The organism is Paenibacillus sp. FSL H7-0737 (assembly GCF_000758545.1).
Taxonomy (GTDB): Bacteria; Bacillota; Bacilli; order Paenibacillales; family Paenibacillaceae; genus Paenibacillus_AQ.
The window spans coordinates 311,583-337,102 of the sequence record NZ_CP009279.1; the positions used below are offsets into that span (position 1 = coordinate 311,583).

General features: G+C 44.1%; 18 protein-coding genes. 11 read left to right on the top strand and 7 right to left on the bottom strand.

Annotation, left to right across the window (positions count from 1 at the left end; genetic code table 11):
* Positions 1–13 precede the first annotated feature (13 nt).
* Genes H70737_RS01445 through H70737_RS01455 form a run of 3 tightly spaced genes read right to left on the bottom strand, consistent with a single transcriptional unit; the run spans position 14 to position 3,147 of the window.
* Positions 14–1,360 carry an ABC transporter substrate-binding protein gene (locus H70737_RS01445; protein ID WP_081951003.1) on the bottom strand — a complete coding sequence of 449 codons (1,347 nt, stop codon included), beginning with the start codon at positions 1,358–1,360 and terminating at the stop codon, positions 14–16.
* Positions 1,361–1,394: 34 nt separating this feature from the next.
* Positions 1,395–2,240 carry a carbohydrate ABC transporter permease gene (locus H70737_RS01450; protein ID WP_042184188.1) on the bottom strand — a complete coding sequence of 282 codons (846 nt, stop codon included), beginning with the start codon at positions 2,238–2,240 and terminating at the stop codon, positions 1,395–1,397.
* Positions 2,241–2,265: 25 nt separating this feature from the next.
* Positions 2,266–3,147, bottom strand: coding sequence for a carbohydrate ABC transporter permease (locus tag H70737_RS01455; protein WP_042193124.1), 882 nt, complete (start codon positions 3,145–3,147; stop codon positions 2,266–2,268).
* A gap of 218 nt (positions 3,148–3,365) precedes the next feature.
* On the opposite strand from H70737_RS01455, the gene H70737_RS01460 reads away from it, so the two are divergent.
* From H70737_RS01460 to H70737_RS01470, 3 genes are all read left to right on the top strand, one after another.
* Positions 3,366–3,923, top strand: a complete 558-nt coding sequence (locus H70737_RS01460; protein ID WP_042184190.1) for a GbsR/MarR family transcriptional regulator — start codon at positions 3,366–3,368, stop codon at positions 3,921–3,923.
* Between the two features lie 211 nt (positions 3,924–4,134).
* Positions 4,135–5,319 (top strand): polysaccharide deacetylase family protein, encoded by a 1,185-nt coding sequence (locus H70737_RS29580; RefSeq protein WP_052404114.1) that lies wholly within the window; start codon positions 4,135–4,137, stop codon positions 5,317–5,319.
* Positions 5,320–5,487: 168 nt separating this feature from the next.
* The gene (locus H70737_RS01470) at positions 5,488–6,504 is read left to right on the top strand and encodes an AI-2E family transporter (protein WP_042184192.1); all 1,017 of its coding nucleotides are present in this window, start codon (positions 5,488–5,490) and stop codon (positions 6,502–6,504) included.
* Between the two features lie 219 nt (positions 6,505–6,723).
* On the opposite strand, the gene H70737_RS01475 is transcribed toward H70737_RS01470, so the two are convergent.
* Positions 6,724–7,113, bottom strand: a complete 390-nt coding sequence (locus H70737_RS01475; RefSeq protein WP_042184194.1) for a hypothetical protein — start codon at positions 7,111–7,113, stop codon at positions 6,724–6,726.
* Between the two features lie 255 nt (positions 7,114–7,368).
* Between H70737_RS01475 and H70737_RS01480 the strand changes: the two genes are divergently transcribed.
* The 4 genes from H70737_RS01480 (at position 7,369) to H70737_RS29585 (ending at position 18,675) form a co-directional block, all read left to right on the top strand.
* Positions 7,369–13,224, top strand: coding sequence for an S-layer homology domain-containing protein (locus H70737_RS01480; protein WP_052404115.1), 5,856 nt, complete (start codon positions 7,369–7,371; stop codon positions 13,222–13,224).
* A gap of 414 nt (positions 13,225–13,638) precedes the next feature.
* Complete coding sequence (locus H70737_RS01485; RefSeq protein WP_052404116.1) at positions 13,639–15,399, top strand: CHASE2 domain-containing protein; 1,761 nt, start codon at positions 13,639–13,641, stop codon at positions 15,397–15,399.
* The gene (locus tag H70737_RS01490) at positions 15,396–17,171 is read left to right on the top strand and encodes a FecR family protein (protein ID WP_042184196.1); all 1,776 of its coding nucleotides are present in this window, start codon (positions 15,396–15,398) and stop codon (positions 17,169–17,171) included. The genes H70737_RS01485 and H70737_RS01490 overlap by 4 nt, the downstream gene beginning before the upstream one ends.
* Before the next feature lie 34 nt (positions 17,172–17,205).
* Positions 17,206–18,675, top strand: a complete 1,470-nt coding sequence (locus H70737_RS29585) for a stalk domain-containing protein (protein WP_052404117.1) — start codon at positions 17,206–17,208, stop codon at positions 18,673–18,675.
* Positions 18,676–18,729: 54 nt separating this feature from the next.
* Here H70737_RS29585 and H70737_RS01500 read toward each other — a convergent pair whose 3' ends face one another.
* Genes H70737_RS01500 through H70737_RS01510 form a run of 3 tightly spaced genes read right to left on the bottom strand, consistent with a single transcriptional unit; the run spans position 18,730 to position 21,225 of the window.
* A complete protein-coding gene (locus H70737_RS01500) occupies positions 18,730–19,650 on the bottom strand; it encodes a metal ABC transporter substrate-binding protein (RefSeq protein WP_042184197.1) in 921 nt (306 codons plus the stop codon).
* Positions 19,647–20,489 carry a metal ABC transporter permease gene (locus H70737_RS01505; RefSeq protein ID WP_042184200.1) on the bottom strand — a complete coding sequence of 281 codons (843 nt, stop codon included), beginning with the start codon at positions 20,487–20,489 and terminating at the stop codon, positions 19,647–19,649. The genes H70737_RS01500 and H70737_RS01505 overlap by 4 nt, the downstream gene beginning before the upstream one ends.
* A complete protein-coding gene (locus H70737_RS01510) occupies positions 20,482–21,225 on the bottom strand; it encodes a metal ABC transporter ATP-binding protein (protein ID WP_197071295.1) in 744 nt (247 codons plus the stop codon). Before H70737_RS01510 ends, H70737_RS01505 begins: the two co-directional genes overlap by 8 nt.
* A gap of 406 nt (positions 21,226–21,631) precedes the next feature.
* Between H70737_RS01510 and H70737_RS01515 the strand changes: the two genes are divergently transcribed.
* From H70737_RS01515 to H70737_RS01530, 4 genes are read left to right on the top strand one after another with little or no spacing between them, the layout of a single operon-like run.
* Positions 21,632–22,177 carry a MarR family winged helix-turn-helix transcriptional regulator gene (locus H70737_RS01515; RefSeq protein ID WP_042193136.1) on the top strand — a complete coding sequence of 182 codons (546 nt, stop codon included), beginning with the start codon at positions 21,632–21,634 and terminating at the stop codon, positions 22,175–22,177.
* Positions 22,178–22,205: 28 nt separating this feature from the next.
* On the top strand, positions 22,206–23,660 hold the full coding sequence (locus tag H70737_RS01520; protein WP_042184203.1) for an aryl-sulfate sulfotransferase: 1,455 nt from the start codon (positions 22,206–22,208) through the stop codon (positions 23,658–23,660).
* 22 nt (positions 23,661–23,682) lie between these two features.
* Positions 23,683–24,714, top strand: coding sequence for an ABC transporter substrate-binding protein (locus H70737_RS01525; RefSeq protein ID WP_042193139.1), 1,032 nt, complete (start codon positions 23,683–23,685; stop codon positions 24,712–24,714).
* A gap of 11 nt (positions 24,715–24,725) precedes the next feature.
* Positions 24,726–25,502, top strand: a complete 777-nt coding sequence (locus tag H70737_RS01530) for an ABC transporter ATP-binding protein (RefSeq protein WP_042184205.1) — start codon at positions 24,726–24,728, stop codon at positions 25,500–25,502.
* The last annotated feature ends 18 nt before the right edge of the window (positions 25,503–25,520 follow it).

A 25,520-nucleotide genomic window follows, 5' to 3' on the forward strand; every position in this document is an offset into this window, starting at 1 on the left:
AACTCCACCGCCTTTATTTTAGTTTATCAAGCGCTGCTTGCGCTGTTTCCTGTGCTTCCTTAAGTGCCTGTGCTGCAGGAATATTCTCAATTTGCACCTTATCAGCGGCGATTTTCAGCGCATCGTTGATTTTGCCGCCAGTAGGATCTTGGAATGGTGCAGAGCCATGAGAAGCTTGCATCAACGGAACCTTAATCTGTGGATTGCTTTCACTGAATGACACAAACGCCGGGTCTTGCAATGCGGATTGGCGCACCGAAATATATCCAGTATTAATGGACCAAGAGGCAGTATTCTCGGCATTTGTGAAGTAGGTTAGCCATTTCATAGCCGCTTGTTTCTCACTGTCGCTTGCTTTAGATAGAATGCCGGCCATCAGTGCTTGGGCTACGGGTTTGCCCTCGCCAATCCCTGCCCAGCCTGGCTGCTCCATAGCAGAAACAATGCTAAAGTCGAGGTCACCTTGATCGCCACTGGAGCCGGTGTAGCCTGCGGATTGATTCTTCATTACATCATCAATTGTTTTGTACCAATATTCCCAGCCTTGACCCCCTGAATGAATCCGCATGATCTTATCCTCGTGGATCCATTTGCGGAACAAATCCCAGGTTTCGATCCACTCTTTAGAGTCGATCATGACTTGTTTCCCATCCTCGCTAAGAATAGTGCCTCCTTTGCTGAGCGCGGCATCAATCATGTTCCCTGAACCCCACATAGGCTCCCAACCGAAGAAGGTGGTTTTGCCGCCGTCTTTCACGGTCATTTTCGCAGCTGCGGCAGCTAGGTCTTCCCAAGTCTTCAATGTGCTCGCATCAATTCCGTTCTTCTCAAAAGCATCTTTGCGATAGTACATAATCTGTGTTGTTCCATACATCGGCAGGAAGTATTGCTTGCCATCAACCTGGCCCTGATTTAGAAAGGTTTGGACAAAATCCTCTTTATTAAAATCTGGCTGCAATGCCATAAGCTCATCTATCGGAGCGAAATATCCTTTGCGGGCCCAATCTACATTTGAGGAGAGAGCAGCAGCAGGCACTTTTCCTGTAGCAATGGCCGCTTGCAGCTTCTGCTCGGTTTCAGTGTAGTCTGCCTGCGCGATACCTTTGACAATGACCTCTTGCTGGGAGGCATTAAATTTCTGAATCAGTGCCTCCATATTCTCACCAAGCTTACCGCCGAGACCATACCAGAACTCAATCGTTACCGGTGCATTTTGTGTAGGTGCAGCCTCTGCGGAGGGGGAGGAAGAAGCTCCATTTGCCGCTGTAACATTATCTGTACTCGCATTTCCTCCACAAGCTGTTAACATTGTAAATCCGGCAACCAAAGATAGGGCGGACAGTCTCTTCAATACGTTCATCATCATTCTCCTCTTATTAAATAGAATAGTTAGCTTATCCTTTGCTGGAACCAGCGGTCATGTTGACGCTTTGCATGATCGTTTTCTGAGCTAGTAGAAATACTAGCAGCAACGGGGCGATGGTGAATGCGCTAGCGGCCATGATCAGCGGCCATTTCAATCCATAAGCACCTCCTTGAGTGAAGAAACTACGCAGACCGGCCGAGACCAGCTGTAGATTAGGATCTTTGGTGATGAGCATTGGCCAGAAATAGTTATTGTACTGATCAATGAAGGTGATCAGGGCTAGCACAGCAAAGGAAGACCGTGTAATGGGTACAAGAATGGTCCAGAGAATCCGCATATGCGAGGAACCATCCACTTCTCCAGCCTCTACCAGCTCATGGGGAACCTGAAGGAAGGCTTGCCGAATTAGAAAGATGGAGAAGACACTTACACAGTTAGATAGAATCAACCCGGCATATGAATCCAGTAGATGAAGCTGGGACAATACCAGATATCCGGGAAGATAAACGGCGGTGGCAGGGACCATATAGCCGAAAAGAATGACACCTGCGAACAGCCCTCTGAAGCGGAATTTCATATGCGTAAGCGCATAGGCCATCATCCCGGAATTTATCACCTGCAAAATAACAATAGAGACGGCGACAAATACGCTATTGCCCATATATCTAAAGAAAGGGGCTTCGTGCCAGGCGGCTGAAAAGTTACCCCACAGCGGCTCTTTCGGCCAGATCGTCGGCGGAGACTGCCAGATTTCATCATTGGTTTTTAAGGCGCTGGTGACCATCCAATAGAAGGGGAAGGCCATGATCAGTGCAATAGCTGCAAAAAATAGATGGCGGGCCAGTTTGCCCACTCGTACGGTCGTTGCATTCATCAGTCGATCTCCTTTACAGCAGTAGTTATTGATAATGGGTTGTCCGTTTACTAACCTCTAGTGAGATTACGGAGAGCAGCATACATATAAATACCAGAATCATTGCGACACTAGAGGCTTCTCCAATCTGAAAGGCTTCAAAGGCAGACTGATAATACATATAGAGCAGGGTACGTGTTGATCCCGACGGTCCACCTTGTGTGAGTACGTTAATCTGGTCGTATGCCTGTAAGGCACCGATGATCTGTACGATGAACAGAAACAGTGTCGTTGGCGAGATTAGCGGTAAAGTAATACGGCTGAATTTTTGAACAGCATTTGCTCCATCCAGTTCAGCGGCTTCCAGCAGATCGGTAGGGACATTGCGTAGTGCCACCAAGTAAAAAATCATCGCCCAGCCTACCGATTTCCATATCGTCACGAGCAGAACGCCGAGCAGTGCCCATTTAGGATCTTGAAGCCAGCCGATTTTTTCTAGACCGAATAGATCAAGTACAGTATTGGCAAGACCGATTTCAGGTTCGTAAATCCAGGACCAGACAATGGATACCGCCACGGTCGGCGTGACCCAAGGGGAGAAAAGAAGTACCTGATAGAGGGTGGAGCCTTTCAGCTTCCCATTCATCAGGAGTGCTAGTCCAAGTCCGATCAGAATAACGGGCAGTACACTTCCCGCACAGAATAACAAGGTTACTCTTAGCGCTTTATAGAAGGCGGGATTGCTGAACAGATCCAGATAGTTGGTTAGTCCGACAAAGGTTTTCTCGGGGCTCATGAAGTCCCACTCAGTAAAGCTGAGATAAAATACATAAAGTAATGGCGCGAGCCAAAATACCACGAATGGAATCATTGCCGGCAAGGTGAAGAGCACCGGTTTCAACTCACCTATAAATCTTGTGCGTTTCATTATTCTGTCGATACCCCATTCCATCTTCTGTTTTTTGCGGTATAATTCTGAGGAAAGCTCCTCCGTTCAAAAAAAATTGTACACTCATCGAGCAGCTGCGTGGTCAAGCGGGCGTAAAGATCGATGCGAGATTATGTAAAAATTTAAGAGATTAGCGAAAGTAGTTGCTATTTTGTGTAAAATAGAAGGTAGATTCTAAGTGGAATGAAGGTGCAGCTATGAAACAGGTAGCCTTTGGTGAAGAGAATAGAGACTTATCTCCACGCGAGCAGCTGCTGCGTCCGATGATTGATGCAATTGCTCAGACGATGGACTTATATGGTGCCAATTACTCATTCGGGCAGCTGTATGGAATTATGTTCTTTGAAGACCGGCCGATGACGCTTGAAGAGATGAAGAATGTGATGAATATGAGTAAGAGTAATATGAGCTATGGAGTCCGATCTTTGATGGCTTCCAAAATGGTGACCAAGCTGGAGGAGAAGCGGGAGCGAAAGGATCTGTATGCAGTGGAAACAGATTTTTTTCAGACCTTTAAGAACTTTTTTGGAATGAAGCTGCAGCGGGAGATTGATGTCATGAGGCAAGCCTTGGATGTTGTTATTCCTGAGCTGGAGGGATTGGTTCATGCCGTGGATACGCCTGAGGAGGAGCGGCAATTCTGCCTGAAGGATCTGGAGAAGCTGGAGCATGCCGTTCAATATTATGATTGGCTGCAGCAGTTTGTGGACGAGCTAGGGGAAGAAAATTACTTTGTAGACAAGAGAAGGTCCTAGACCGTCTACAATTACACATAGATGTACATAATTATATATAGATCTCCATGTGAGGGAGGTGTTCCTTAAGCCAGTTCAGGCTTAGGGTTCGCCTCCTATTTTTATGATAAGAAACAAAATAAAAAAGAAAATGTAACCAAAAGTAGGTGGAACTGTCACCAAATATGTAGTTACATAGTGAATAAAAGATCTTTTTAAGGAGATTCAGAGATTGCATACGAAAAAATATATGATACTTTTAGTCATTGTTCTGCTAATAAGTCTTGCTGCTATTTTCAACAATCAACACGAGTCTTCTGCAGTTACTATAGATGTGAACGGTCAAATCATTAAGACAGTAGCTACATATCCGGGCTCGCCTGATGAGCTAATGATTCCCAAGGCTGCAGCAGAACAGGCCCTTAATATGCATATCGGCTGGCAGAAGCAGGGGGCACTTCCGAAAGGTATTTACTATAGAGACCATGTAGCTGTGCTGATGTACCATCATCTTTCAGAGAAGCCAATGCCGCAGTTTCCTTGGATCTTATCTGCCGATCGGTTTGATGATCAAATGAACCTGCTGAAGCAAGAAGGGTTTCACGTGATTACGATGGAACAATACCGTGAATTTATGCTGAATGGAGGCACGGTTCCAGATAATGCGGTGCTGCTGACTTTTGATGATGGATATGAGAGCTTTTATGAGTTGGCTTTTCCTATTCTCAAAAAATATGGCTATACGGCAGTGAATTTTGTTATCGTATCTACGATTGATCACCCAGATCCGAATAGTGTGCCGAAGCTCAATTGGGAGCAGATGCGGGAAATGAAGCGGGACGGAATGGGATTCTATAGTCACACGTACGATTTACACCATTATGGTATCGTGGATGCTGAGGGTGGGGAGCGGCCAGCCGCCAGTGCTTTGTTATATATCGATGATGAGAACAGAAACGAAATGAATACGGAGTACTACAGCAGAGTTACTCGTGATTTAGCCAAGGCGGAGCAAAGACTGAAGGAAGAGCTGGGGAATACCGATTCAGCGATTGCCTTTCCTTATGGATCATACAATGACCGATTGCTATCGGCATGTGATTCACTCGGAATTTCGCTAACATTTAAAATCCAGGATGGGATCAATGCGAGAACGGACCGGAATGCCTCCCGGATCAACGGGGGAAGTCAGAGTCTAACTGCAGTCCAAACTCTTGAGCAGGTTAAACATATAGATTCACCTATGGAATTAACCTTGAATAACCAAAGAGTAGCTCTGATAGGAAGTGCGCCCGAAATGAGGAAAGGGACCCTGATGGTTCCGTTTATACAATTATGCAAGGATCTACATATTGATCTCAACTACGATCAGAAGAGTCGAATCGTTAAGTTAATGAACACAACGGGAGGCTCATAAACGGCTAAGGAAATGTATGGAATGGATATCAGCTTTCCCTATGTTCATTAGGAGTTTACAAAAAGTGAGAAATTTCGCCAATTTGGGCGAATCACTAGTTGCTATAAGTGAATTCCTTACTGTAGACTATAATTAGAGTACTAATTGGTAGGCGAATGGAGAGAACAGATGGAAGTATTTAAGCGTTATTACGCGAATTTAACGGTCCGGCGTTTTTTTATTTTGGGGCTGGTTGCCCTGCTGCTATTCAGTATTAGAGATATGCTCAATTTAGTACTGTTAACATTTCTGATTGCTTATGTAATGAACAGCTTTCAGGTGCTGCTCACGAAGCGAATCAATAAATATGTTGCGGTCAACAGTAAAGTCATTATTGTTATTTTGTATTTAGCTCTGATTGCTCTGATCGTAGTGACCTTAGTGAATTATTTACCGAAGGTCTTCACACAGATAAAGCAGTTAACTAATTTTCTGACCAGTTTAACCCCTGCAAACATTCCGCAGAACGAAATCGTGCAGTATTTATTTGCCCAGCTTAAGGATTTGAACTACCAGTCTTATGTGAAAGATGGTCTTGAATACGTCCTGAAAATAAGTAATTGGGGCACAAGCTTCGTATTATCCACCATTCTGAGCTTTGTCTTTATCCTTGAGAAGAACAGAATTGTCAGTTTCACTGCCCGTCTTAAAGAGAGCAAGATTTCCTGGTTCTATGTTGAGCTTGAGTATTTCGGTAGAAAATTCATCTCATCGTTTGGTAAAGTGATCGAAGCGCAAATTCTGATCGCGCTGTTTAATACATGCTTTACGGTGATTGGACTCTGGATCTTAGGTTTTCCGTATCTATTCGCCTTATCGATTATGATCTTCCTGCTTAGTTTGATTCCAGTTGTAGGCTTTGTGATCTCCTTAATACCACTTTGTATTATTGGTTACAACATTGGTGGTATAGCAATGACGATATATGTATTGGTTATGATCGCCATACTACATTTTGTTGAGGGTTACTTCTTAAATCCAAAACTGATGTCATCCAAAATGAACCTGCCTATGTTCTACACTTTTATCGTACTTCTCTTCTCTGAGCACTATATGGGCGTATGGGGTCTAATTCTCGGCATTCCAATTTTTGTATTCTTCCTGGATATACTGGAGATCAATAGAGATAACAAGATAGAGACTTAGGAATTCAGTTTAATAGCGTTGAATATACGAAGAGGGTGATCCGATAGCCATTCAATGGCTTTCGGATCACCCTCTTTATTTAAATATAAGAATTTATAATCTCCAAGCTATATATTATCCTTATATTTCTCGCATAAACGCTTACCGTCCATTAGGGACGCCCAAGGCGTTATAGCTTGGGCGCGGAGAAATGTTGTACGGCCAATGTATGTATCTTTCTTAGCCGAAAGAAGTGAGAACGCTCTCCGTAACGATGTCCCTCAGCTCCGCTTTGTGTGCTGCATACTGCTCGGCTGTAATATTTCCGGAAGCTAGTCGTGAATCTAGCTGTTCCGTTAGCTGGGTTACCTGTAGATCGATCACATCTTCAATATCTGTGTTTTGTTCTATTGCAATATCTTGAAGTGATTTGCCGTCATATAAGGCATCGTACAGATCATCATCTGTGGGTTGGTTAAGGGCTTTCAATAATAATTCGTCTTTATCCGCAACACTTGTGGTGGACCATTGAGTTGACGAGCTTGCGTTAGCAGTAAGGCTACTCCAAGCATTTCCGAAAGACATTACTATAACTACGGTTCCTACTATAATCACTCTTTTTATATCCATTAGAGTCCTCTTTTCTTATTTTACGAATAACGTTCTATGGTTTCTGTTGAAAGTGTCTGTGATGGTTGTGGTTTAACTTATTTCTATTATAACCCGGAAAGCTGAGCTGAAGCTTAAACAATATTTAAGATAACCTAAAGATTTAACATTGAAATGATATAGCGATAATATACCCCTAGTATAATTTCCAGATGATCTAAATTGCATATTTATGCAGAAGGGTCACAATCAAACTTACGGGGAGTGTTCGGAGTTTTGAGAATAACAGCAAAAGCTAAACGTTTTCTATCCAGCGTAATTGCAAGTAGTCTGATGTTGGGGATCATGGTTCCAGCAGGATATGCGGAAGAACAGCAGCCGGATACGGAGCAGACATCTTCCGAATTAGGAGCACATTTTGATGAACAGGTTGAGCTCAACACGCTTTTAAGTCAACCGACTGTAATGACAGATGTATACGCGACACCAACCAATCCAGGCTCTTTACTTATTACAGAGGTTGTTCCAGATACTAAAAATGTAAAAGGCGCGGATGGTAGCTCTATAGATGGTTACGAATTTGTTGAGGTTTACAATAATACGGACGAGCCGGTTAACTTTAAGGATTATTATTTCTTTTATAATGACAAAGATACTTGGACACCAAACGGCGATGCGGTCATACCGGCGCATGGAAATATCGTCTTCTGGATTATGAACGGCAATAATCTGAGTGTTCCTGCCGAGGATTTCATCAAAAACTTTAATCCTTCTGCATCTCTTCAGGAAGGTGTAAACCTGTTCCGTATTAACGGTGGCGGTGGTATGGCCAACGCTTCTGCGCGCAACTTACAAATTAAAAGTAAAGCAGGAGATGCTCTTATTGTCTCTGCTTCTTATGGAAAAGAACAGGTGAAGGAAAACAACGGGATTTTCTATAAGTATTCGCAATCCGACAGCTCTATGATGAGTCTCATGGCGATTTCGGGAACGGTTGCGGCTACACCAGGAACCGTAGATCCAGAGCAACTGCCTGAGCTAGTACCTGGAGACAAGCAACCGGTAATTGAACACCACTCGCAGAGCAGTGTGGATCCAGCGGATCTTCCCGTCACCGCGAAGATTACGAACCTAGAGATTGGACCAGACGGAACGCTACCGGTAGTGAAGTTGCAATACGGCTCTCCTTCTCAGGTGAAAGATACGGTAATCACCATGACCTCAAAAGGCGAGGGGGAATATACGGCCGTGATTCCTGCGGCTGCACTGGAAGAACCAGAACTGCACTACAGCATTCGTGTAAACAATGTAACAGAGAGCTATTCTGTTCATGTGAACCTGCCTGCATTCGATTCGAGTAATGTGCCGCCGCTGTTAATTACAGAGCTGCTGCCAAATTCGACGAATGTAAAAGGTACGAGCAGCGATGCTTTTGAATTCATTGAGGTATATAACAATACTGATGCACCGATTGATTTTAAAAACTACAAGATCTATTATCGCTATCCTGATAAAGGCAATGCTTCCGATGTGAAGTGGCCCTCTACGAAAGAGAGTTTTGTAATTCCTGCACAGCATTCCGTAGTGTTTTGGGTTATTAATAGTGCTAACAGTACATACACCGCTAGTGATTTTAATGCGGAATTCAACACTAATTTGATGGATGGCACGAATCTCTTTCAAATCAAAAGCGATGGGATGGCCAACTCTGGCCGCCGGGCCGTCGTAATCAAAAGTAATACCGAGAAAGAAATCTCCTCTGCGTATTATGATGCTGATCTTACCTATGATGGTGGGGCTAAAGGTGACGACACCAAAGAAAATAAAGCCCTTCTATACAAGTATCCTGTGAATGGGCAAAGTAAAATGCTCAAGATTAGCACAGGATCAGCGGTTCCGTCACCAGGGCAGGTAGATGTTGCACTGCTTCCTAACACACCGATCCATGTGGATCCGGATACCGAAAATCCGACGGTAAATGATCTGACTGCTGTAACGGAGATTGATCAGTCGATGAGTCTGGATTTGAAGGCTTTCGCGGATGACAATAAAGCTGTTACGTCTGTAGAAGTAAGGGTAGCTTCGGATAAGCAGCCTGATTTTGTCAGCCATAATTTATCCCAAGACTTTAACGATAGCTTGTATCATTATAAATTGTCGTCTGCTGATTTGATCGGCAGAAATGAAATACAGTATTATTTCGTCGTTTCCGATGGCACAAATGAGACTGAATCTCCGGTAATGAAAGTGAAAATTACGGGTGGTCCAGATCAATCATCACTTCGTTTGAATGTGAAGGATGGGCAATTCATTAATGGCTCTATGACGGTAAAAGGAACCTCTGCTACCGCAAAGGCTGATGAAGTGGGCCTGAGCATCGACAATAAGGTGCTTGGCAATAACGAGGTATATGCCGCGCTTGAGAATGATGCTTACTTTGTATTTGATGCGAAGAATGTAGATTATTATTTCAAAAACGGTATCACCATGGGACCAGAAGAATTAGGGGATGCGAGTATTCTATACACCTTTATGGACCCGATTACTACGTATACGACATTGACCTTCCCGATCTCCTCTGCCGCTTTGCAAGTGGGCAAGGATAATGTGATCTACATTCGGGCGGGCTCTAAATCATCGCCTTTTGACCCTCGTCCCGAGGAGAATAAAGATGATTTTGAAGTAAAGAATGTGCGCCTATTACTTGCAGACGGTACTGAAGTTTGGGACCCTGCTTATGCAGAACGTGATAAAGAAATTAAGATGGGGGACAGCGCAGGTAAGCATGAATCCATCGGCTTCCGGTTCGATCTGAAATCTGATTTGTTCCGTTCGAAGGCTTATAACTGGAATACTACAGAAGTAACGGACGGAGAACATAAAGTAACAGTGACCGAAGGTGGATCCAAGGTATCGTCAAACGTAGTTGTAGACAACACGCCACCATCTATTAAAGCATCGATTGAAGATGGAAAAACTTATCGTGGTAATTTCGTAATTACTGCTGAGATCAAGGATACTTACGCAGGTGTAGATAAAGTTAGCGTGAAGCTGGACGGCAATGTTATTGAACTGCCTTATGCTACTTCATCCGGAAAGTTGTCCGGTGGAGACCATACGCTTTCTATCACCGCATTGGATAAGATAGGTAATCAGGTGGAAAAGGTAATTACATTCCACGTACCGAATGAAAATCCATTTGCACCACTCCTGATCTCACCTCAGAACTGGGAGATTGGTGTGGGCACGAATCCAACTTTGAAGGTTAAGGTTGAAGATCCTAATCAGGATAAGATGGATGTTACCTTCTATAGAGGCTTCAAGTACGATGGTAACCATCCAGAGCAAGGTTTTACTGGATTTAAGAACGCATCGGATACAGAACCGCCGAAGCAATCCGTTCCTGCGGGCGAAAAAGCGCTTAGCAGTGACGAATACAGCAAAATAAGTGCAGTTGACGGACAGTACTTAATTAACGATGCGGTTGAGCAATTCCCATATCAGCGCTATGAAATTAAGCTGGATGAATCGGTGAAGGCTTCAGATCGTGTGGATATTGAATGGAAGGGTAATTCACTTCCAGGTCGTAAAGTAAGTCTCTACGCGTGGAGTCCTGCTGAAGAGAAGTGGATACTGCTGGATCATTTGATTGCTGGTACTGAGGATTTTGAACTGAAATCTACGGTGACTGTTGGAGAATTCGCTAGCGGACATAGCATTGCTGTCATGGTTCAGGATGAGATTGCGTCCGCGACTAAGACTGCACCTACAGTTACGCAGGATACCTATGATTTTTCTTTTGTATGGATGTCTGATACGCAATATTATTCTCAAAGCTACCCTTACATTTATCAGAAAAATGTAAAGTGGATTGCCGACAATAAGGATAATTTGAACTTGAAATATGTAATTCATACCGGAGATGTAGTGGACAAATCCTATCAGGAATATGAATGGGAAGAAGCCGATCGGGATATGAAGGTACTTGAGGATGCAGGTATTCCATATGGTGTTCTTGCGGGTAATCATGATGTAGGCCATCAAACCGGAGATTACACGAAATTCTGGCAATACTTTGGGGAATGGAGATTTAAGGACATGCCAACCTTTGGCGGATCCTATGACAACAACCGGGGCCATTATGATTTAGTATCTGCGAACGGAAATGACTTCATTATCGTATATATGGGCTGGGGACTGGCTGAAGAAGAAATTGAATGGATGAATGAGATCGTTGCTCGTTATCCAGAACGTAAAGCGATTCTTTGTCTTCATGAATACCTGCTCGTATCTAATAACCGCGCACCGATTGCCGATACGATCTTTGAAAAGGTTGTAAAACCTAACAAGAACGTAATCGCAGCTTTGTCCGGTCATTATCATGATGCGGAGCTTAAGGTAGATGAGTTGGATGATAATGGAGATGGCATTGCGGACCGCAGTGTATATCAAATGCTGGCAGATTATCAAGGTGCCGAAGAGGGTGGACTTGGTTATATTCGTCTGCTTCAGTTCGATATAGCTAACAACAAGCTTCGTGTGAAGACTTATTCGCCTTACTTGGATGATTATAATTATTATGATGAAAATGAGTTCCCTGGCAAAGATGAGTTCGTACTAGATCTCGATCTGCAGCCTGTAACCAAACGTGTAGCTACCGATTACATTGGAGTTAAGGTTTACAGTGATCAGACAATCGCGACCCAACAGCAAGTAGAGAGCGGTACGGAGACTCAGGTCACTTGGAGTAAGCTTAATCCAGAAAGCTACTACCAGTGGTATACAAAAGTCGAGGATGATAACTCTGGTAGTGTGCTTTCAGACATTTGGGGCTTCTACACTGGAAAAGAGGATGTAAGACCGACGCCGACCCCAGAGGTATCGCCATCGCCAGAAGTGACGCCGACACCAGCACCAGAGGTGACATCGGCACCTCCAGTAGTTTTACCAGTGCCAACAGTGACTCCAACGCCTACAGCCACACCTGGAGGGGGAAAAGGAAACATTGAACTGGCATTAGGAAGTAATGGAACGTATACAGCTGATCCGTCAGCCTTGAAGAAGCTGATTGAGGAAGCTACGACAGGTGGAAATATCAAGATTAGCTTAGGCGGAGGAGCTTTGACTCAAGATCAGTTTAAACTTGCACTTGATGCAACGAGCATCCAACAGGCTGCCGACAAGAAGCTGAATCTGAATATTGTATCTTCCAGCGTTACATTAAGCGTACCAACAAGCTCTTTACCAGCGATCCCGGCCGGAAGTGACATGCTGCTGCTGAGCGTTGATACAACTACGACAGCTGTACAAAGCAATGTCGCTGGAATGAGTCCATCCAAGACAACCGTGACGCTGAACCTCAGTACCACAGCAGGCGGCAAAGAAACGGCTATTCATCAGTTTAAAGGTGCTGTTACGATTACCCTGACGCTGACGAAGGAACAGCTTGCTAAGCTTGATACAGATTTTGCGGGTGTCTATTATGTAAATGGCAGTATCTTGGAATATTTGGGTGGAGTGTTTAAAGGCAATACCGTTACCTTTACAACAGATCATTTCTCTTCCTTCGCGGTACTGGAATACCATAAGCAATTTAGTGATACCGCTGGTCACTGGGCAGAGCCGTACATTTCCAAGCTGACGGCTAAGCATGTGATTAAGGGTATCGACGATACGCACTATGGTCCACAAGCGAATGTAACCCGTGCAGATTTTGTTACACTAGCCATTCGTTCACTCGGATTGAATGAGACAAGTGAAACTACGGGGAATGGTGCTTTTGCAGATGTATCAGAAGATGCTTATTATGCATCATCGATAGATAAAGCTGTCCAGCTTGGACTTATCCAAGGCAGTGATGGCAAGTTCCGTCCTAAAGATGCAATTACACGTGAAGAAGCGGCTGTTGTCCTGCAGAAATTGATACAATACAAAGCTGGAGTGCAGTCTTCCATTGCTGCTACTGCAAGCTTTAAGGATATGAACAGCGTATCAGAGTGGGCGAAGCAAGCGGTAAGTGAATTGAAAGCTAAGGGAATCCTTGACGGTAAGGGCGACAATCATTTCGATCCTCGTGGCAAAGTAACCCGTGCTGAAATTGCAAAACTGTTATATGGAATAATCAATTTATAAGAATAGTATGGCAAAGGCAGGCAGAGGTAACTCTGGCCTGCCTTTGTCATTTTTTGCACTCTATATTCCTTTTCTTCTAGCAAAGCAGGAAATTCTTACTATTCATATGATTTTTCATATATAATATTTTTGAATAAATTTTTAATAGACATAATCTAGCTTCCTGCTGGCAGTCATAATGATATCTTTCGTTGTTACACTAGTTATTCACGATGATCCGGCAGTTATTCTCCTTGTTTACGGCACTTCTTCCAATTGGCGCAGGAATGGGTATTCATCCATGATTGCTTATATTCCTTATTCTGTTATCCACTGCCCCCTTCTTCTTTGCTTATCAATTACCAACGTATTTGAACGCTTATTATAGCGCTGGCTCGGACTCATTCCATAATACATAGATTGGAGAAACGAACCTTGAGAGTAAAGTTAGCACATATTTTGCTTCTACTTACGGTGATTTTTGCGGTTCTACTGTATAGAGGGAGTCTTGACTCCATTGATCATCTGTTACAAGACCGCGTGATGCAGCACGAGCGGTCTGTGGATACTACGATTGCTATCATCGGGATAGACGATCAGAGCTTGGAGGACTTTGGCAGCTGGCCGTGGAGCAGAAATGTTCATGCACAGCTGTTAGATACGCTCTCCGAGGGACATCCAGCAGTGATCGGTTTTGACCTTACGTTCCCTGTAGGCTCGGAGGACCCGGAGGCGGATACAGAATTCGCTGCGGCTGTGGCCCGTGCGGGGAATGTAGTTTTGCCGGTATATGGCACATTTGCGCCAAATACCGAGCAGGGAAAGATCGAAGCGCTGGAGCTATCCCAGCCGTTTGAGGCTTTGCGGAAGGCTGCGGCTGCAACCGCCCATATCAATACTATTACGGATACTGATCGAGTGGTGCGTAAGGCTCTTTATTCTTTTGACTATGAAGGGGAGTCTATTCACAGCTTGTCATGGACGGTCTACCAGAAATATCGAGAGGCGATGGGGGACACTGCTGATCCGCAGAAACTCCCACTGGATGACTTTGGGCGCTTTTATATCCCTTATTCAGGTGGCAATGGCGACTTTGAGGAGATTCCTTATTCGGCGGTTCTTAGCGGAGAGGTTCCACCATCTTATTTTGAGAATAGAATTGTGCTTATAGGGCCCTATGCTACAGGGTTTAAGGATGACTTCCTAACACCAATTAGCGGAAAAAATACGTTATATGGTGTGGAAATTCATGCAAATATCATTCAATCTCTACTGGACGATAATTATAAGCGGGTACTGGATTGGAAGTGGAACGAGGTAGTGTTGCTTTTTGTTGCGCTCCTAGCCTATCTACTATTCCGTAAAGTGAAGATGCTATATTCCTATGTGGTCATTGTGGTCATCATTGCCCTTCTTATCTTTGCAGGTCGTTTTTTCTATGACCAAGGGATAGTAATTTCACTGGGTTATGTGATTCCCTTTCTAATCGTTAGTTGTATTATCGTAATAGCTTTTCAATATTTAGAAGAACTGATGGAGAAACGTAGAGTTACGGATATTTTTGGTCGATATGTTGCCCCGCAGGTTGTCGATCAAATTCTCAAGAACGGTAAAGAAGGGCTGAAGCTGGGAGGAAGCCGCAGAGAGCTAACCTTGTTATTCGTTGATATTCGCGGGTTCACTCCGTTGTCGGAGGCTGCTGAACCAGAGGAGATTGTTGAGATTTTGAATGAGTATCTGGATCTGACTGCGGGTTGTATTTTTAAGTATGATGGCACGCTGGACAAGTTTATCGGGGATGCCACGATGGCGATCTTTAATGCTCCATTGCTGCTGGAGGATCATCCAATGCAAGCGGTGAAGGCGGCGTGGGCGATGAAGGAAGGCTCGGCTGCGGTGGAACAAAAGCTGTTCGAACGGTTTGGTCTTGTAGTGAAATTCGGTATCGGGGTGCATACTGGTCCAGCTGTATTCGGGAATATCGGCTCCAAGACCCGGATGGATTATACAGCGATTGGCGACACCGTCAACACGGCAGCCCGTCTGGAAAGCAATGCGAAGCCTGGACAAATCCTCATCAGTGAGGCTACCTACGCTTTTGTAAAAGATAGAGTATCAGCCGTTTCATTAGGAGAGATCAAGGTAAAGGGCAAGGAACAAGGAATCAGTGTCTATGAACTGGAGGGATTGAGATGAGGTCGTTAAAGCTTACACTGTCGTTTATGCTGTTGTTCAGTATTCTTTGGCCAGCAGTTGTCACAGAGGCGAAGGATAGCGTCAAAGTTGGGAAAATAACTGCGGTCTCAGGCAAGTCTGAAGTGAAAAAGAGCGGTGGAACGAAGAAATTCAACGCTTTTAAAGGAATGGCGATTATCCAAGGTGATACGATTATAACAGGCAATGATGGGCAAATTAGCCTCGATCTTGATGCTAACAAAGAAGTTACGATCGGAGCTAGCACTACGCTTACCATTAGCCAATTAGTAGAAAGCGCAAAGGCATTGGGTGGGAAAACAAGCCTGAAGCTGCAAAACGGGCAAGTCCTGATCAAGGTGAAAAAGAAACTGGATGGCGATTCTCGCTTTGAGATTGAGACACCAACGGCTATTATGGGCGTTATGGGTACAGAGTTTTTTGTTAGCGTTAATAGCCAAGGTAACGTAGTCCTTAATAATGGGATAGGGAATAACGGCGATTATCTGGGAGTTCTGGAAGGAACAGTTCATGTAGTTTCGACTATTGATCCCACGCTGATTGAGCGTATGATAACAGCCTCCCAGCAGTTAATTATGGAGAATCAACAATGGATAGAGTCGCAGTTGTCCCTAAATGCATTACCACAATTTGCGCTAGAGCAGCATTTGAAATATCTGAACGAAGAAGAGGTATTGGAATTCGAATCGGCTAAGAAAAAAATCGAGCAACTACTCGAGCAAATCAAAGCCACTATGCCCGTTCACTCAAGTCCGCCTATTCCAACAATTCCACCTCAGATTCACTATGATCTATCTAGTTCAGCTCCCTTAGATATGACGAGACCAACACCGCCGATGAGACCTACACCAACGCCGACACCGGAGCCGACGTCAACACCGACGCCGGAGCCAACAGCAACGCCGACGCTGGAACCAACACCAACGCCGACACCAACGGCAACGGCAACGCCAACACCAACACCAACGGCAACGGCAACGGCAACACCAACACCAACACCAACACCAACACCAACACCATCGCCGGTACCAACACCGGAGCCAACACCAAAGCCACTAGGTGCGCCTGAGTTAGACCAGCAGGAATTTAGAGAACATATCTATGACTATCTCGTCCGTGATAATGAGATTGTTTTGCCGTTTACTGCACCATTAGTCTTTAATATCACAGATGACTCTAATCCTAATGCTGCGAGGGATGGGGTGAGTGTTACTTTGAATCAAAGTGAGGACAAGCTCGATTTAGGTGAGGTATATATTCGAGAGAATAAGCTTCACATTCAGCTGCGTGAATCACTTCCTTATAGCTCTTTCGTTCAAATCAAGGTGAACGGCGGTTTGTTAAAGAATGCCCTTTCCGGGGGTGAAGTACAGGAAGAGGATCAACTGATAGCAGATGGCGGTTTTACCTACAAGGGAATGATCACTCCGAGTTATTTTAACCATACTGGCCCTATAGGTGAAGGTGAAGCACCAGAATTTATCATCCATTCGCTGGGTTATGATGTAGGGGAGATTAGATATCATTATGAATATTCTGAGGGAGATCCATCTTCACTAGAAGATACAGATTATGTACTGGAGCGGAACGGTGAGAATACCTTTGTGCTTAAACTTACTCCGGAGTTCTTGAATGGATTATTTCCCGAACCTTATATCGTTACCATTCCTCTCGTGAGGAATGAAGATACAGAAAACGGCCCTGTTGAGGTAGTAGTAGACAACCTCCAGATTAGATTATCTTTGTTATTTTAAAGGCGCAATAACCTTCGAGAGGAGAACAAACATAATGAAAAAGGAACTCATCTCCATCGTTTGTGGATTTATGCTCATAAGCGCAGTGCCATCTAGCATCGTTACCGCAGAGGCAGTACAACCCGTAAGCGGCAACGTTCAAGGGAGTATAAATCAGAATATCTCTTCTAACGCTGTACTCTCTCTTAAACAGCCATGGGGATTGACTGCTGTATCTGGCAGCAATGATCTCATTATCGTACAGTCCGGAAGCGGTACTATCAGCAAGTGGAGTAATGGTGAGCTGCAGACAGTGGCTGGACAAGGTGCAGAAGGATATATCGATGCGAATAGTGCAAAGGCCTTGTTTAATCATCCGACGTATACCGCTGCTGACAGTAAAGGCATTATCTATATCAGTGATACCGACAATCATGTCATCCGTAAAATTAAGAATGGAGAAGTATATACCTTCGCAGGAACGGGAGCGGCTGGCTATAAAGATGGACAACCCAATACCGCGCAGTTTAACGCGCCGGGTGGATTGGCAATAGACAATAATGACAATGTATATGTAGCCGATACGCTGAATCATGTGATTCGCAAAGTTACACCGGAAGGTATTGTGACTACTTTTGCAGGTCAGCAGGGTAATATTGGTGCTTATTTAGATGGTTCGGTAGCTTCGGCCAAATTTAATGAGCCCGTGGGTCTTGTGTTCGATGAAACCGGTAATCTCTATGTGGCTGACAGTGGGAATCAGATGATTCGATTGATTAAAGGCAATATGGTTGAGACCTTTGCGGGCAAAGCAACGACAGTTGATCCAGTGACTGGATATATGGCTGGAGGGTTCCGCAATGGAGATCGTCTGTCTGCGCTGTTCCATCGTCCTCGTGGACTCGCCTATGCCGATGGAGTCTTGCTGATTGCTGATAGTCTGAACCATAGGGTTCGGGCCATTCAGAAAGATGGAAGAGTCATCACAGTTGCAGGGCAGGGCACCTTGGGAGATCAAGTTGGAGCATTGGATAAAGTGATGTTTAATCAGCCTTCCGGTGTTGCGTTTGCTTCCGGGAAATTGTATGTGACGGATACGCTGAATAACAAGCTGAAGGTATTGAGTCTCGATTTGCAAGCCCTTAAGCCACTGCGTAGCGAGGGTGATCTGCTCGATGCAGTCTCGCTACTACCAGCGGGTAAGGACATGCAAGTATGGTTGGACGGAGTACAGGTGAAATTGAATACTAACAATCTACCACTTGAGCAATCCGGCAAAATTTATTTACCGGTTAGAGCGCTATTTAGCGCATGGGGAGCGGACATTCGTTGGGATTCGGCAAGCAAAGAGACGATGATTAGCAAAGGGGAGTGGACACTTTCCCTAAAGCCAGATGCAAGCCTTAATGTGCAAAACATAAAGGGCACTTTATATGTGGCAGCTGAATATTTGCCGACGGTTTCAGCTTTTATGCAGGTTTATGATGAGGACAGTCACGCAATTGTACTGGAAAGTGGTCAATAATGGTTCGTTATTATAAAAGTTAAGGCTGTCGAGAAAAATCTCGACAGCCTTTTTTTATGACGACAATCCTTCAACGACTTTATCAATATTCCATTTAATCATCTTAATGTATGTGTCGCCTTCTTCGCCTTTCTTAGCTAAAGAATCGGTGAAAATCTTAGAATGTATCGGTACACCCGTTTCATTGGAGATGGTTTCCATTGTTTTCGGATTAACGCTCGTTTCCAAAAATAAAGCCGGCACTTGATTTTCATCAATGATTTTAATTATATTTTTCATTTGTTCTGGCGTTCCTTGACTATCGGTATTGATTTCCCAAATAAATGCGGATTCAAATCCGTAGGCTTTTGAAAAATATTTAAATGCCCCTTCGCTTGTAACCAAAATACGTTTCTCCTGCGGGACTTTTTTTACCGCTTCTTTTGCATATTGATCCAATTCATTAAGTTTCTTAACATATTCTGATTGGTTATTCAGATAAAATTCTTTGTTGTCCGGATCTTTTTCGATTACATGTTTAGTGATGATATCTACATATTTAATAGCATTCTGAACATCAAGCCAGGCATGAGGATCTTCTTGAGTTTCTTTACCTTTTTCTGTTAGGTACATTGGAGTTACTTCATCTGAGACGGCAAAAGCGACATCCTTTTTATTAGTGACATCAAGAAGGTCTTGGAACCACCCCTTACCTGTTTCCAGGTTCAATCCGTTATAAAAAACTAAATCTGCACTAGATACTTTACTTGTATCCTTAGGTAATGGATCGTACATATGCGGGTCTGTTCCGATGGGAACCATGCTATAGACCTCAGCTTTTTCCCCTACAATGTTTTCGGTCATATCCGCGATAATGGAGTAGGTTGCAACAATCTTCAATTTGTCATGGTCTGCTTCTCCCTCACTAACGGTTGAACATGCGGTAAATAGCAAGATGAACATTGTCAAAGAGAGCATCTTTATTGTTTTTTTCATCCTTGTTTAACCCCTTTTCTTAGAAAATTATTTTTGGGCGAGATAATAAATGATATAGCAAACAAACTTACCCCTACTAGAACAATGGTGGCACTTGTAGGTAAATTGAATCTGAAGCTAATGATCACACCTATAATTCCAGATACAGCGCCGATGGTGGAAGCCAGGATAATCATATGGATCAGCTTATTTGTCCAAAGATATGATGTAGCTGCTGGAATAACTAGCATTGCAATCACAAGCACAATGCCTACTTGAGATAATGAGGACACAGTAACCACGGATAACAGCATCATCAATAAATAATGATAGAATCCCGTTTTTAAACCAAATGCCTTAGAGACGACAGGATCAAACGAGCTAATTAACAGCTCTTTATACAACAATGAAATGATGGCAATAACAACAAGCATGATAATAAATGATTGCATTAACTCGGACTGCGGGACGGCTAAGATGTTACCGAATAAAATATGAGTTAGATCAAGCCCGCTCTTGGCGAAAGTGATTAAGACAATTCCTAGAGCGAAAAATGAGCTGAGAATAATTCCGATCGAGGTATCACTTTTGATATTGCTGCGACTTGTTATGAATTGAATGAGGATGGCCGCTAAAAGTCCAAACAATGAAGCTCCTACAAGAATGTTGATCCCTAAAATATAAGATAACGCCACACCTGGTAATACAGCATGAGATAAAGCATCTCCCATTAATGACATTTTTCTAAGTACAATAAAACTTCCTAAAACCCCTGAAACAATGCCGAGAATGATAGCAGACAATCCGGCGTTAAGCGCATAGATCGGAATGTTTAATAATGATGAGAAATAATCAATCATTTTCGGCGCCCCCCATTCCTTTGATTACAAGATTACCTAAGGAAGCCCCGTAAGCATTTAGGATATTGTCGGCTGTAAAGGTGTCTTTCACATCGCCAAAAGCAATAAGCTTTTTATTGAGAATGATTACTTTGTCAAAGTATTCTTCGACTTCATGTAAATCATGATGAACGATCAATATGGTTTTCCCTTCTTCGCGAAGCTGTTTAAGCAGTTTTACAATGATTTTTTCACTGACTAGATCTATACCGACAAAAGGTTCGTCTAAAAAAAATACATCCGCTTTTTGGGCAAGCGCTCTGGCAATAAAAACTCTTTGTAGTTGTCCTCCAGACAAATTACTAATTTGTTTATTTGCAAGATCACTTATATCTACCATGGCCATACATTCCTCGACGCGTTGCCGCTCTTTTTTCCCGGGGCGCTGGAAGATTCTTAAGTTTGGATAGGTTCCAGTTAGCACTGTATCGTTCACTGTGATTGGAAAAGTAAGGTCAATATCATTTTTTTGCGGTACATATGCGATCTTCCGTTTATACTCAGAAATGTCTTTTCCCTCTACCCTCACCGTTCCGCTTCTTTTCTTGATTACTTCTAACAATGACTTAATGAATGTCGATTTTCCTGCACCATTTGGCCCGATAATTCCGATGGTATACCCAAAGGGAATATCGATATTTACATTTTCTAGCGCTGAATTACCGAAATAATCCACGTTTAGGTTTCTAATTTCAATCATTAAAAAGCTCCTCGTCTTGAAATTTATTGATTTGTTTCCTATTGGAAACATTTATTTTAATTATCTAATTTGTTTCCCTAGGTAAACATTTATTCTTAGGTACAATATATTTAACAATGGGCAAAATGTCAATGGAAAAGCTTAAAATTTATTTGATTTTGAATTAGTACAAGCATGCGATCTGCACCGGTATTGGGGTGATTTTTTTAGAATTAAAAATACATACTTGACAGGTAGGAATAAAGGGTTATATGATATCAGCAATACTTAAACACTAATTAAATGAACAGTGAAATAATTTATCTGAGCCGATTGGACCGCCAAAGGCTCCCGCACTTTTCCCTTGCCTGGGATATGTGCTGGGAGTCTTTTTTTGTTGGCTATGGAGAGAGATGAGGTAAGAATGAGCGATACGTATTGGAGACAGCTGGAGGAGACGGACTGGGTATTCCGCAAGATGGTCCGCAGATTTGTAAAGGAACGGGATAAGGTTGCAGTAGCAGGCATCTCTTTACCCGGCATGCTGATTCTACATAAAATCATTCGCGAGGGTGAACAGCGGCTTGGGGATTTAGCAGATGAACTGGACTTTACGTCAGGTGCGATCACAGCTTTGAGCGATAAGCTTGAGGCAGGCGGATTTACTGTACGCAGACGTAAGGAAGGGGACCGCAGGACGGTGATGCTGGACATCACAGACAAAGGCCGGAAGATGGCAGAGCTTAACAGCAACATTGGGGAACGATGTATTTCGCTTCTGTTTGAGGGGTTCACGGAAGAGGAATTGGTGCAGCAAAGTCACTTTTATCAGCGGATCATTAGTAATCTCGAAGGATTCTCAGACATCTTGCTGAAGCTGGTGAAGGAGAATGCTGAGGCTGAAGCTTCTCCAAACCTTGAACAGAAGCCACGAGCAGTCACAAAGAAAAGTAATTATCTTAGCTATTAAAATAAATTAAATGTAGGAGAGATGAACGATGGGACATTCAACCATATTTCCAACTGGAGCAACCGTATATAATCCGAGCAAAGCGTGGAGTGGCTATACCGTATTTCAAGCGGGTGAAGAAGGTGTTGTACTGATTGATATGAACGGTAAAGAAGTGCATCTGTGGAAGGGGCTGCTCGGGTTTCCGGCTAAAATCTTCCCTGGTGGTTATGTGCTAGGCAGTACAGGAAGGAGAGATCCCAAATTTGGCATTCAGGATAATGTAGATCTGGTGCAGGTCGATTGGGACGGTAACATTGTATGGAAATATAACAGCTATGAACATATAGAAGATCCGGGTTATGAACCGCTCTGGTATGCCCGCCAGCATCATGATTATCAGCGCGAGGGCAATCCAGTAGGTTATTTTGCACCAGGGCTAGAGCCTAAGGTTGACGGTGGCAAAACCCTAATCCTCGCTCACAAAAATATCTACAACCACCAAATCTCCGACAAGCAGCTGCTGGATGACACGATTATCGAAGTGGATTGGGAAGGGAATATCGTTTGGGAGTGGGCTCCGAATGAACATTTTGCAGAGCTAGGCTTTGATGAAGCGGCGAAAAACGTCTTATTCCGTGATCCTAACTCACGCTCCTTCGGGAATCTGGGGGGCGGTGTGGGTGACTGGTTGCATATCAATTCAGCTTCGTATGTAGGACCTAATAAGTTTTACGATGCAGGCGATGAGCGTTTCCATCCAGATAACGTGATCTGGGATGCACGGGAAGCGAATATTATCGCAATTACAGATAAGCGTACCGGGGCTATCGTGTGGAGAATCGGTCCAGACTACTCACTGCCAGAATTGAAGCATATCGATTGGATCATTGGCCAGCATCATGCGCACATCATTCCGAAGGGCTTGCCGGGAGAAGGAAACCTGCTCGTATTTGATAACGGAGGTTGGGGCGGTTATGGTCTTCCCAATCCATCTTCACCCTTTGGGCAAAAAAATGCACTTCGCGACTACTCTCGAATTCTAGAGATTAATCCAGTGACACTCGAAATTGAATGGCAGTATACCGCGGCAGAAGCAGGCTTCTCCGTTCCGACGGATTCCTACAAATTCTACAGTCCTTATATCAGCTCAGCACAGCGGCTTCCGAATGGCAACACCTTAATAACGGAAGGATCTAACGGTAGACTTTTCGAGGTTACACCAGAGCATGAACTGGTCTGGGAATATATCTCACCGTATAACGATTCCAGAAATACAAACATGGTTTACCGTTCCTATCGTGTGCCTTATGCGTGGGTACCACAGCTGGAGAAGCCGGAAGAACAAGCGATTGAGCCGATAGATGTCACGCAGTTCAGAGTACCAGGAGCTGCACCTAAGGGATCGGATTCGGTAGTGAACGTGGCAACAACCCTGCCGTTTGTTGAGGGGGCTGCTTGTGTGGCGACGACTGATGAAGGTAGTAGCCGCAAAGCCAACTAATACATTTGAGGGGGATGTCGTTGTGAAAAAGTCATGGATCAGCTCAAGCTTTCTGCTCTTATCCTTATCCGTTGTTATCCTATTATCAGGTTGCAGCTCCAAAGGTGATGCGTCGTCCTCTAAAGATGGAGCATTGAACGGCAAAAAAGAGACATTGAAGATTAAAATCGCTGACATCAATACGAATCCAACCTTTCGTGTGGCATTAGATAAAGGTATCTTCGCCAAACACGGGATAAACGCCGAACTAGTCAACTTTGGTTCCCCGGCAGAAGGTGTAAATGCACTCTTCATTAAACAGGTAGATGTTGCTTTCGGGGCCGATTTTCCCTTGTTGAACGCAGTGTCGAAAGGAGATTACGCTATCATCGCCTCTGCGGGTCTGGCGACAGATGAAGCTTCTACAGAATGGAAGCTGTTCGTACAGGATGATATCAAGACAGCTGAGGAATTGAAAAGCAAGAAGCTGAGCTTTATTCGTGGAACCTTCATTCCGTACCTTTGGGATGAATATTTAAAAGAGCATAACATCGCGCTCAGTGATATGGAATTGATAGGGCAGGGAGCCTTTGACGAATCTTATATCGCTTTGAAGCAAGGGGCTGTGGATGGTGCATGGTTCTATGGTTCAGTTCTTAATGATAAGCTGGGTGCCCTTGCAGGCGTACATGAGCTGACGGATATGTCCAAAACAACCGTGCGGTTAGGGATGGGCATTGTAGCAGGGAATGATTTTGTAACGAAAAATCCAGAGGGGATCGCGAACTTTCTCGCAGCAGTGGATGAAGCAGGGGGCTATGCCCAGGCTCATCCAGATGAGGTTGCTGATTTGATGTACGAGGAAGTGAAGCAGCCTAAGGAATCGACGATCAAAGATCTTCCGAACAATCCATGGGCGCTCGGATTCACGCAGGCGGCCTATGACAGTCTGACGAAGCAGAAGAAATATATGGTCGACAATGGAATCATCGAGAAGGATTTCGATCTGGATAGCAAGCTGAATCTTGAACCGCTAACCAAAGCTTTGCCGGAAAAAGTCACGTATAAGAAATAGGAGGGTTCAGCATGTCATCACCTGCTAAGCAGCACACCATTCATATTGAGCAGCTTCGCAAGAGCTACAGTGAGTCAGCCGCTGGAGATGTTCATTATATTATTAAAGATGTGGATCTCGTAATCAAAGGCGGAGAGTTCTTCGTTCTACTCGGTCCAAGTGGCTGCGGAAAGTCGACGCTGCTGAATATGATCGCCGGATTTGTTTCCAAATCTGGCGGTAACCTTCGGGTGGATAACGAAGAGGTGAATAAGCCTGGCAGAGATCGGGCTGTTGTATTTCAGCAAGCAGATTCCTCTTTATTCCCTTGGCTAACGGTTCGAGAGAATGTGGAGTTTGGACTGCGAATGAAGAAAATCGCAAAGGCTGAACGGCGCACGATATCGGATAGGTTCATCGGACTTGTAGGACTGAACGGGCATGAGGAGAAGTTCCCGAAGGAGCTATCGGGAGGCATGAAGCAGCGTGTTCAGCTGGCACGGGTGCTTGCCAATGATCCAGCGATCCTGCTGATGGATGAACCCTTTGGTGCGCTTGATGCGATGACCCGGAGGACGATGCAGAAAGAACTGGTCAACATCTGGCAACAGACGCATAAGACGGTGATTTTTGTAACCCATGATATTCAGGAAGCCTTGCTATTGGGGGAACGGATCGGCATTATGTCTGTAGGCCCTTCCTCTAACATCACGGACATTTATGACAATACGCTGCCTTATCCACGGGACGTAGCCTCAGCGGAATTTTATTCGCTATACAACCAGATTCAGAGCCATTTCGAAGAATAGGATAGGGTGGGACAGATG

Bases quoted from the DNA above. Each gene is read 5' to 3' on its own strand.
- H70737_RS01445 (WP_081951003.1), bottom strand. From the start codon at position 1,360: ATGAACGTATTGAAGAGACTGTCCGCCCTATCTTTGGTTGCCGGATTT.
- H70737_RS01450 (WP_042184188.1), bottom strand. From the start codon at position 2,240: ATGAATGCAACGACCGTACGAGTGGGCAAACTGGCCCGCCATCTATTT.
- H70737_RS01455 (WP_042193124.1), bottom strand. From the start codon at position 3,147: ATGAAACGCACAAGATTTATAGGTGAGTTGAAACCGGTGCTCTTCACC.
- H70737_RS01460 (WP_042184190.1), top strand. From the start codon at position 3,366: ATGAAACAGGTAGCCTTTGGTGAAGAGAATAGAGACTTATCTCCACGC.
- H70737_RS01470 (WP_042184192.1), top strand. From the start codon at position 5,488: ATGGAAGTATTTAAGCGTTATTACGCGAATTTAACGGTCCGGCGTTTT.
- H70737_RS01475 (WP_042184194.1), bottom strand. From the start codon at position 7,113: ATGGATATAAAAAGAGTGATTATAGTAGGAACCGTAGTTATAGTAATG.
- H70737_RS01490 (WP_042184196.1), top strand. From the start codon at position 15,396: ATGAGGTCGTTAAAGCTTACACTGTCGTTTATGCTGTTGTTCAGTATT.
- H70737_RS29585 (WP_052404117.1), top strand. From the start codon at position 17,206: ATGAAAAAGGAACTCATCTCCATCGTTTGTGGATTTATGCTCATAAGC.
- H70737_RS01500 (WP_042184197.1), bottom strand. From the start codon at position 19,650: ATGAAAAAAACAATAAAGATGCTCTCTTTGACAATGTTCATCTTGCTA.
- H70737_RS01505 (WP_042184200.1), bottom strand. From the start codon at position 20,489: ATGATTGATTATTTCTCATCATTATTAAACATTCCGATCTATGCGCTT.
- H70737_RS01515 (WP_042193136.1), top strand. From the start codon at position 21,632: ATGAGCGATACGTATTGGAGACAGCTGGAGGAGACGGACTGGGTATTC.
- H70737_RS01520 (WP_042184203.1), top strand. From the start codon at position 22,206: ATGGGACATTCAACCATATTTCCAACTGGAGCAACCGTATATAATCCG.
- H70737_RS01530 (WP_042184205.1), top strand. From the start codon at position 24,726: ATGTCATCACCTGCTAAGCAGCACACCATTCATATTGAGCAGCTTCGC.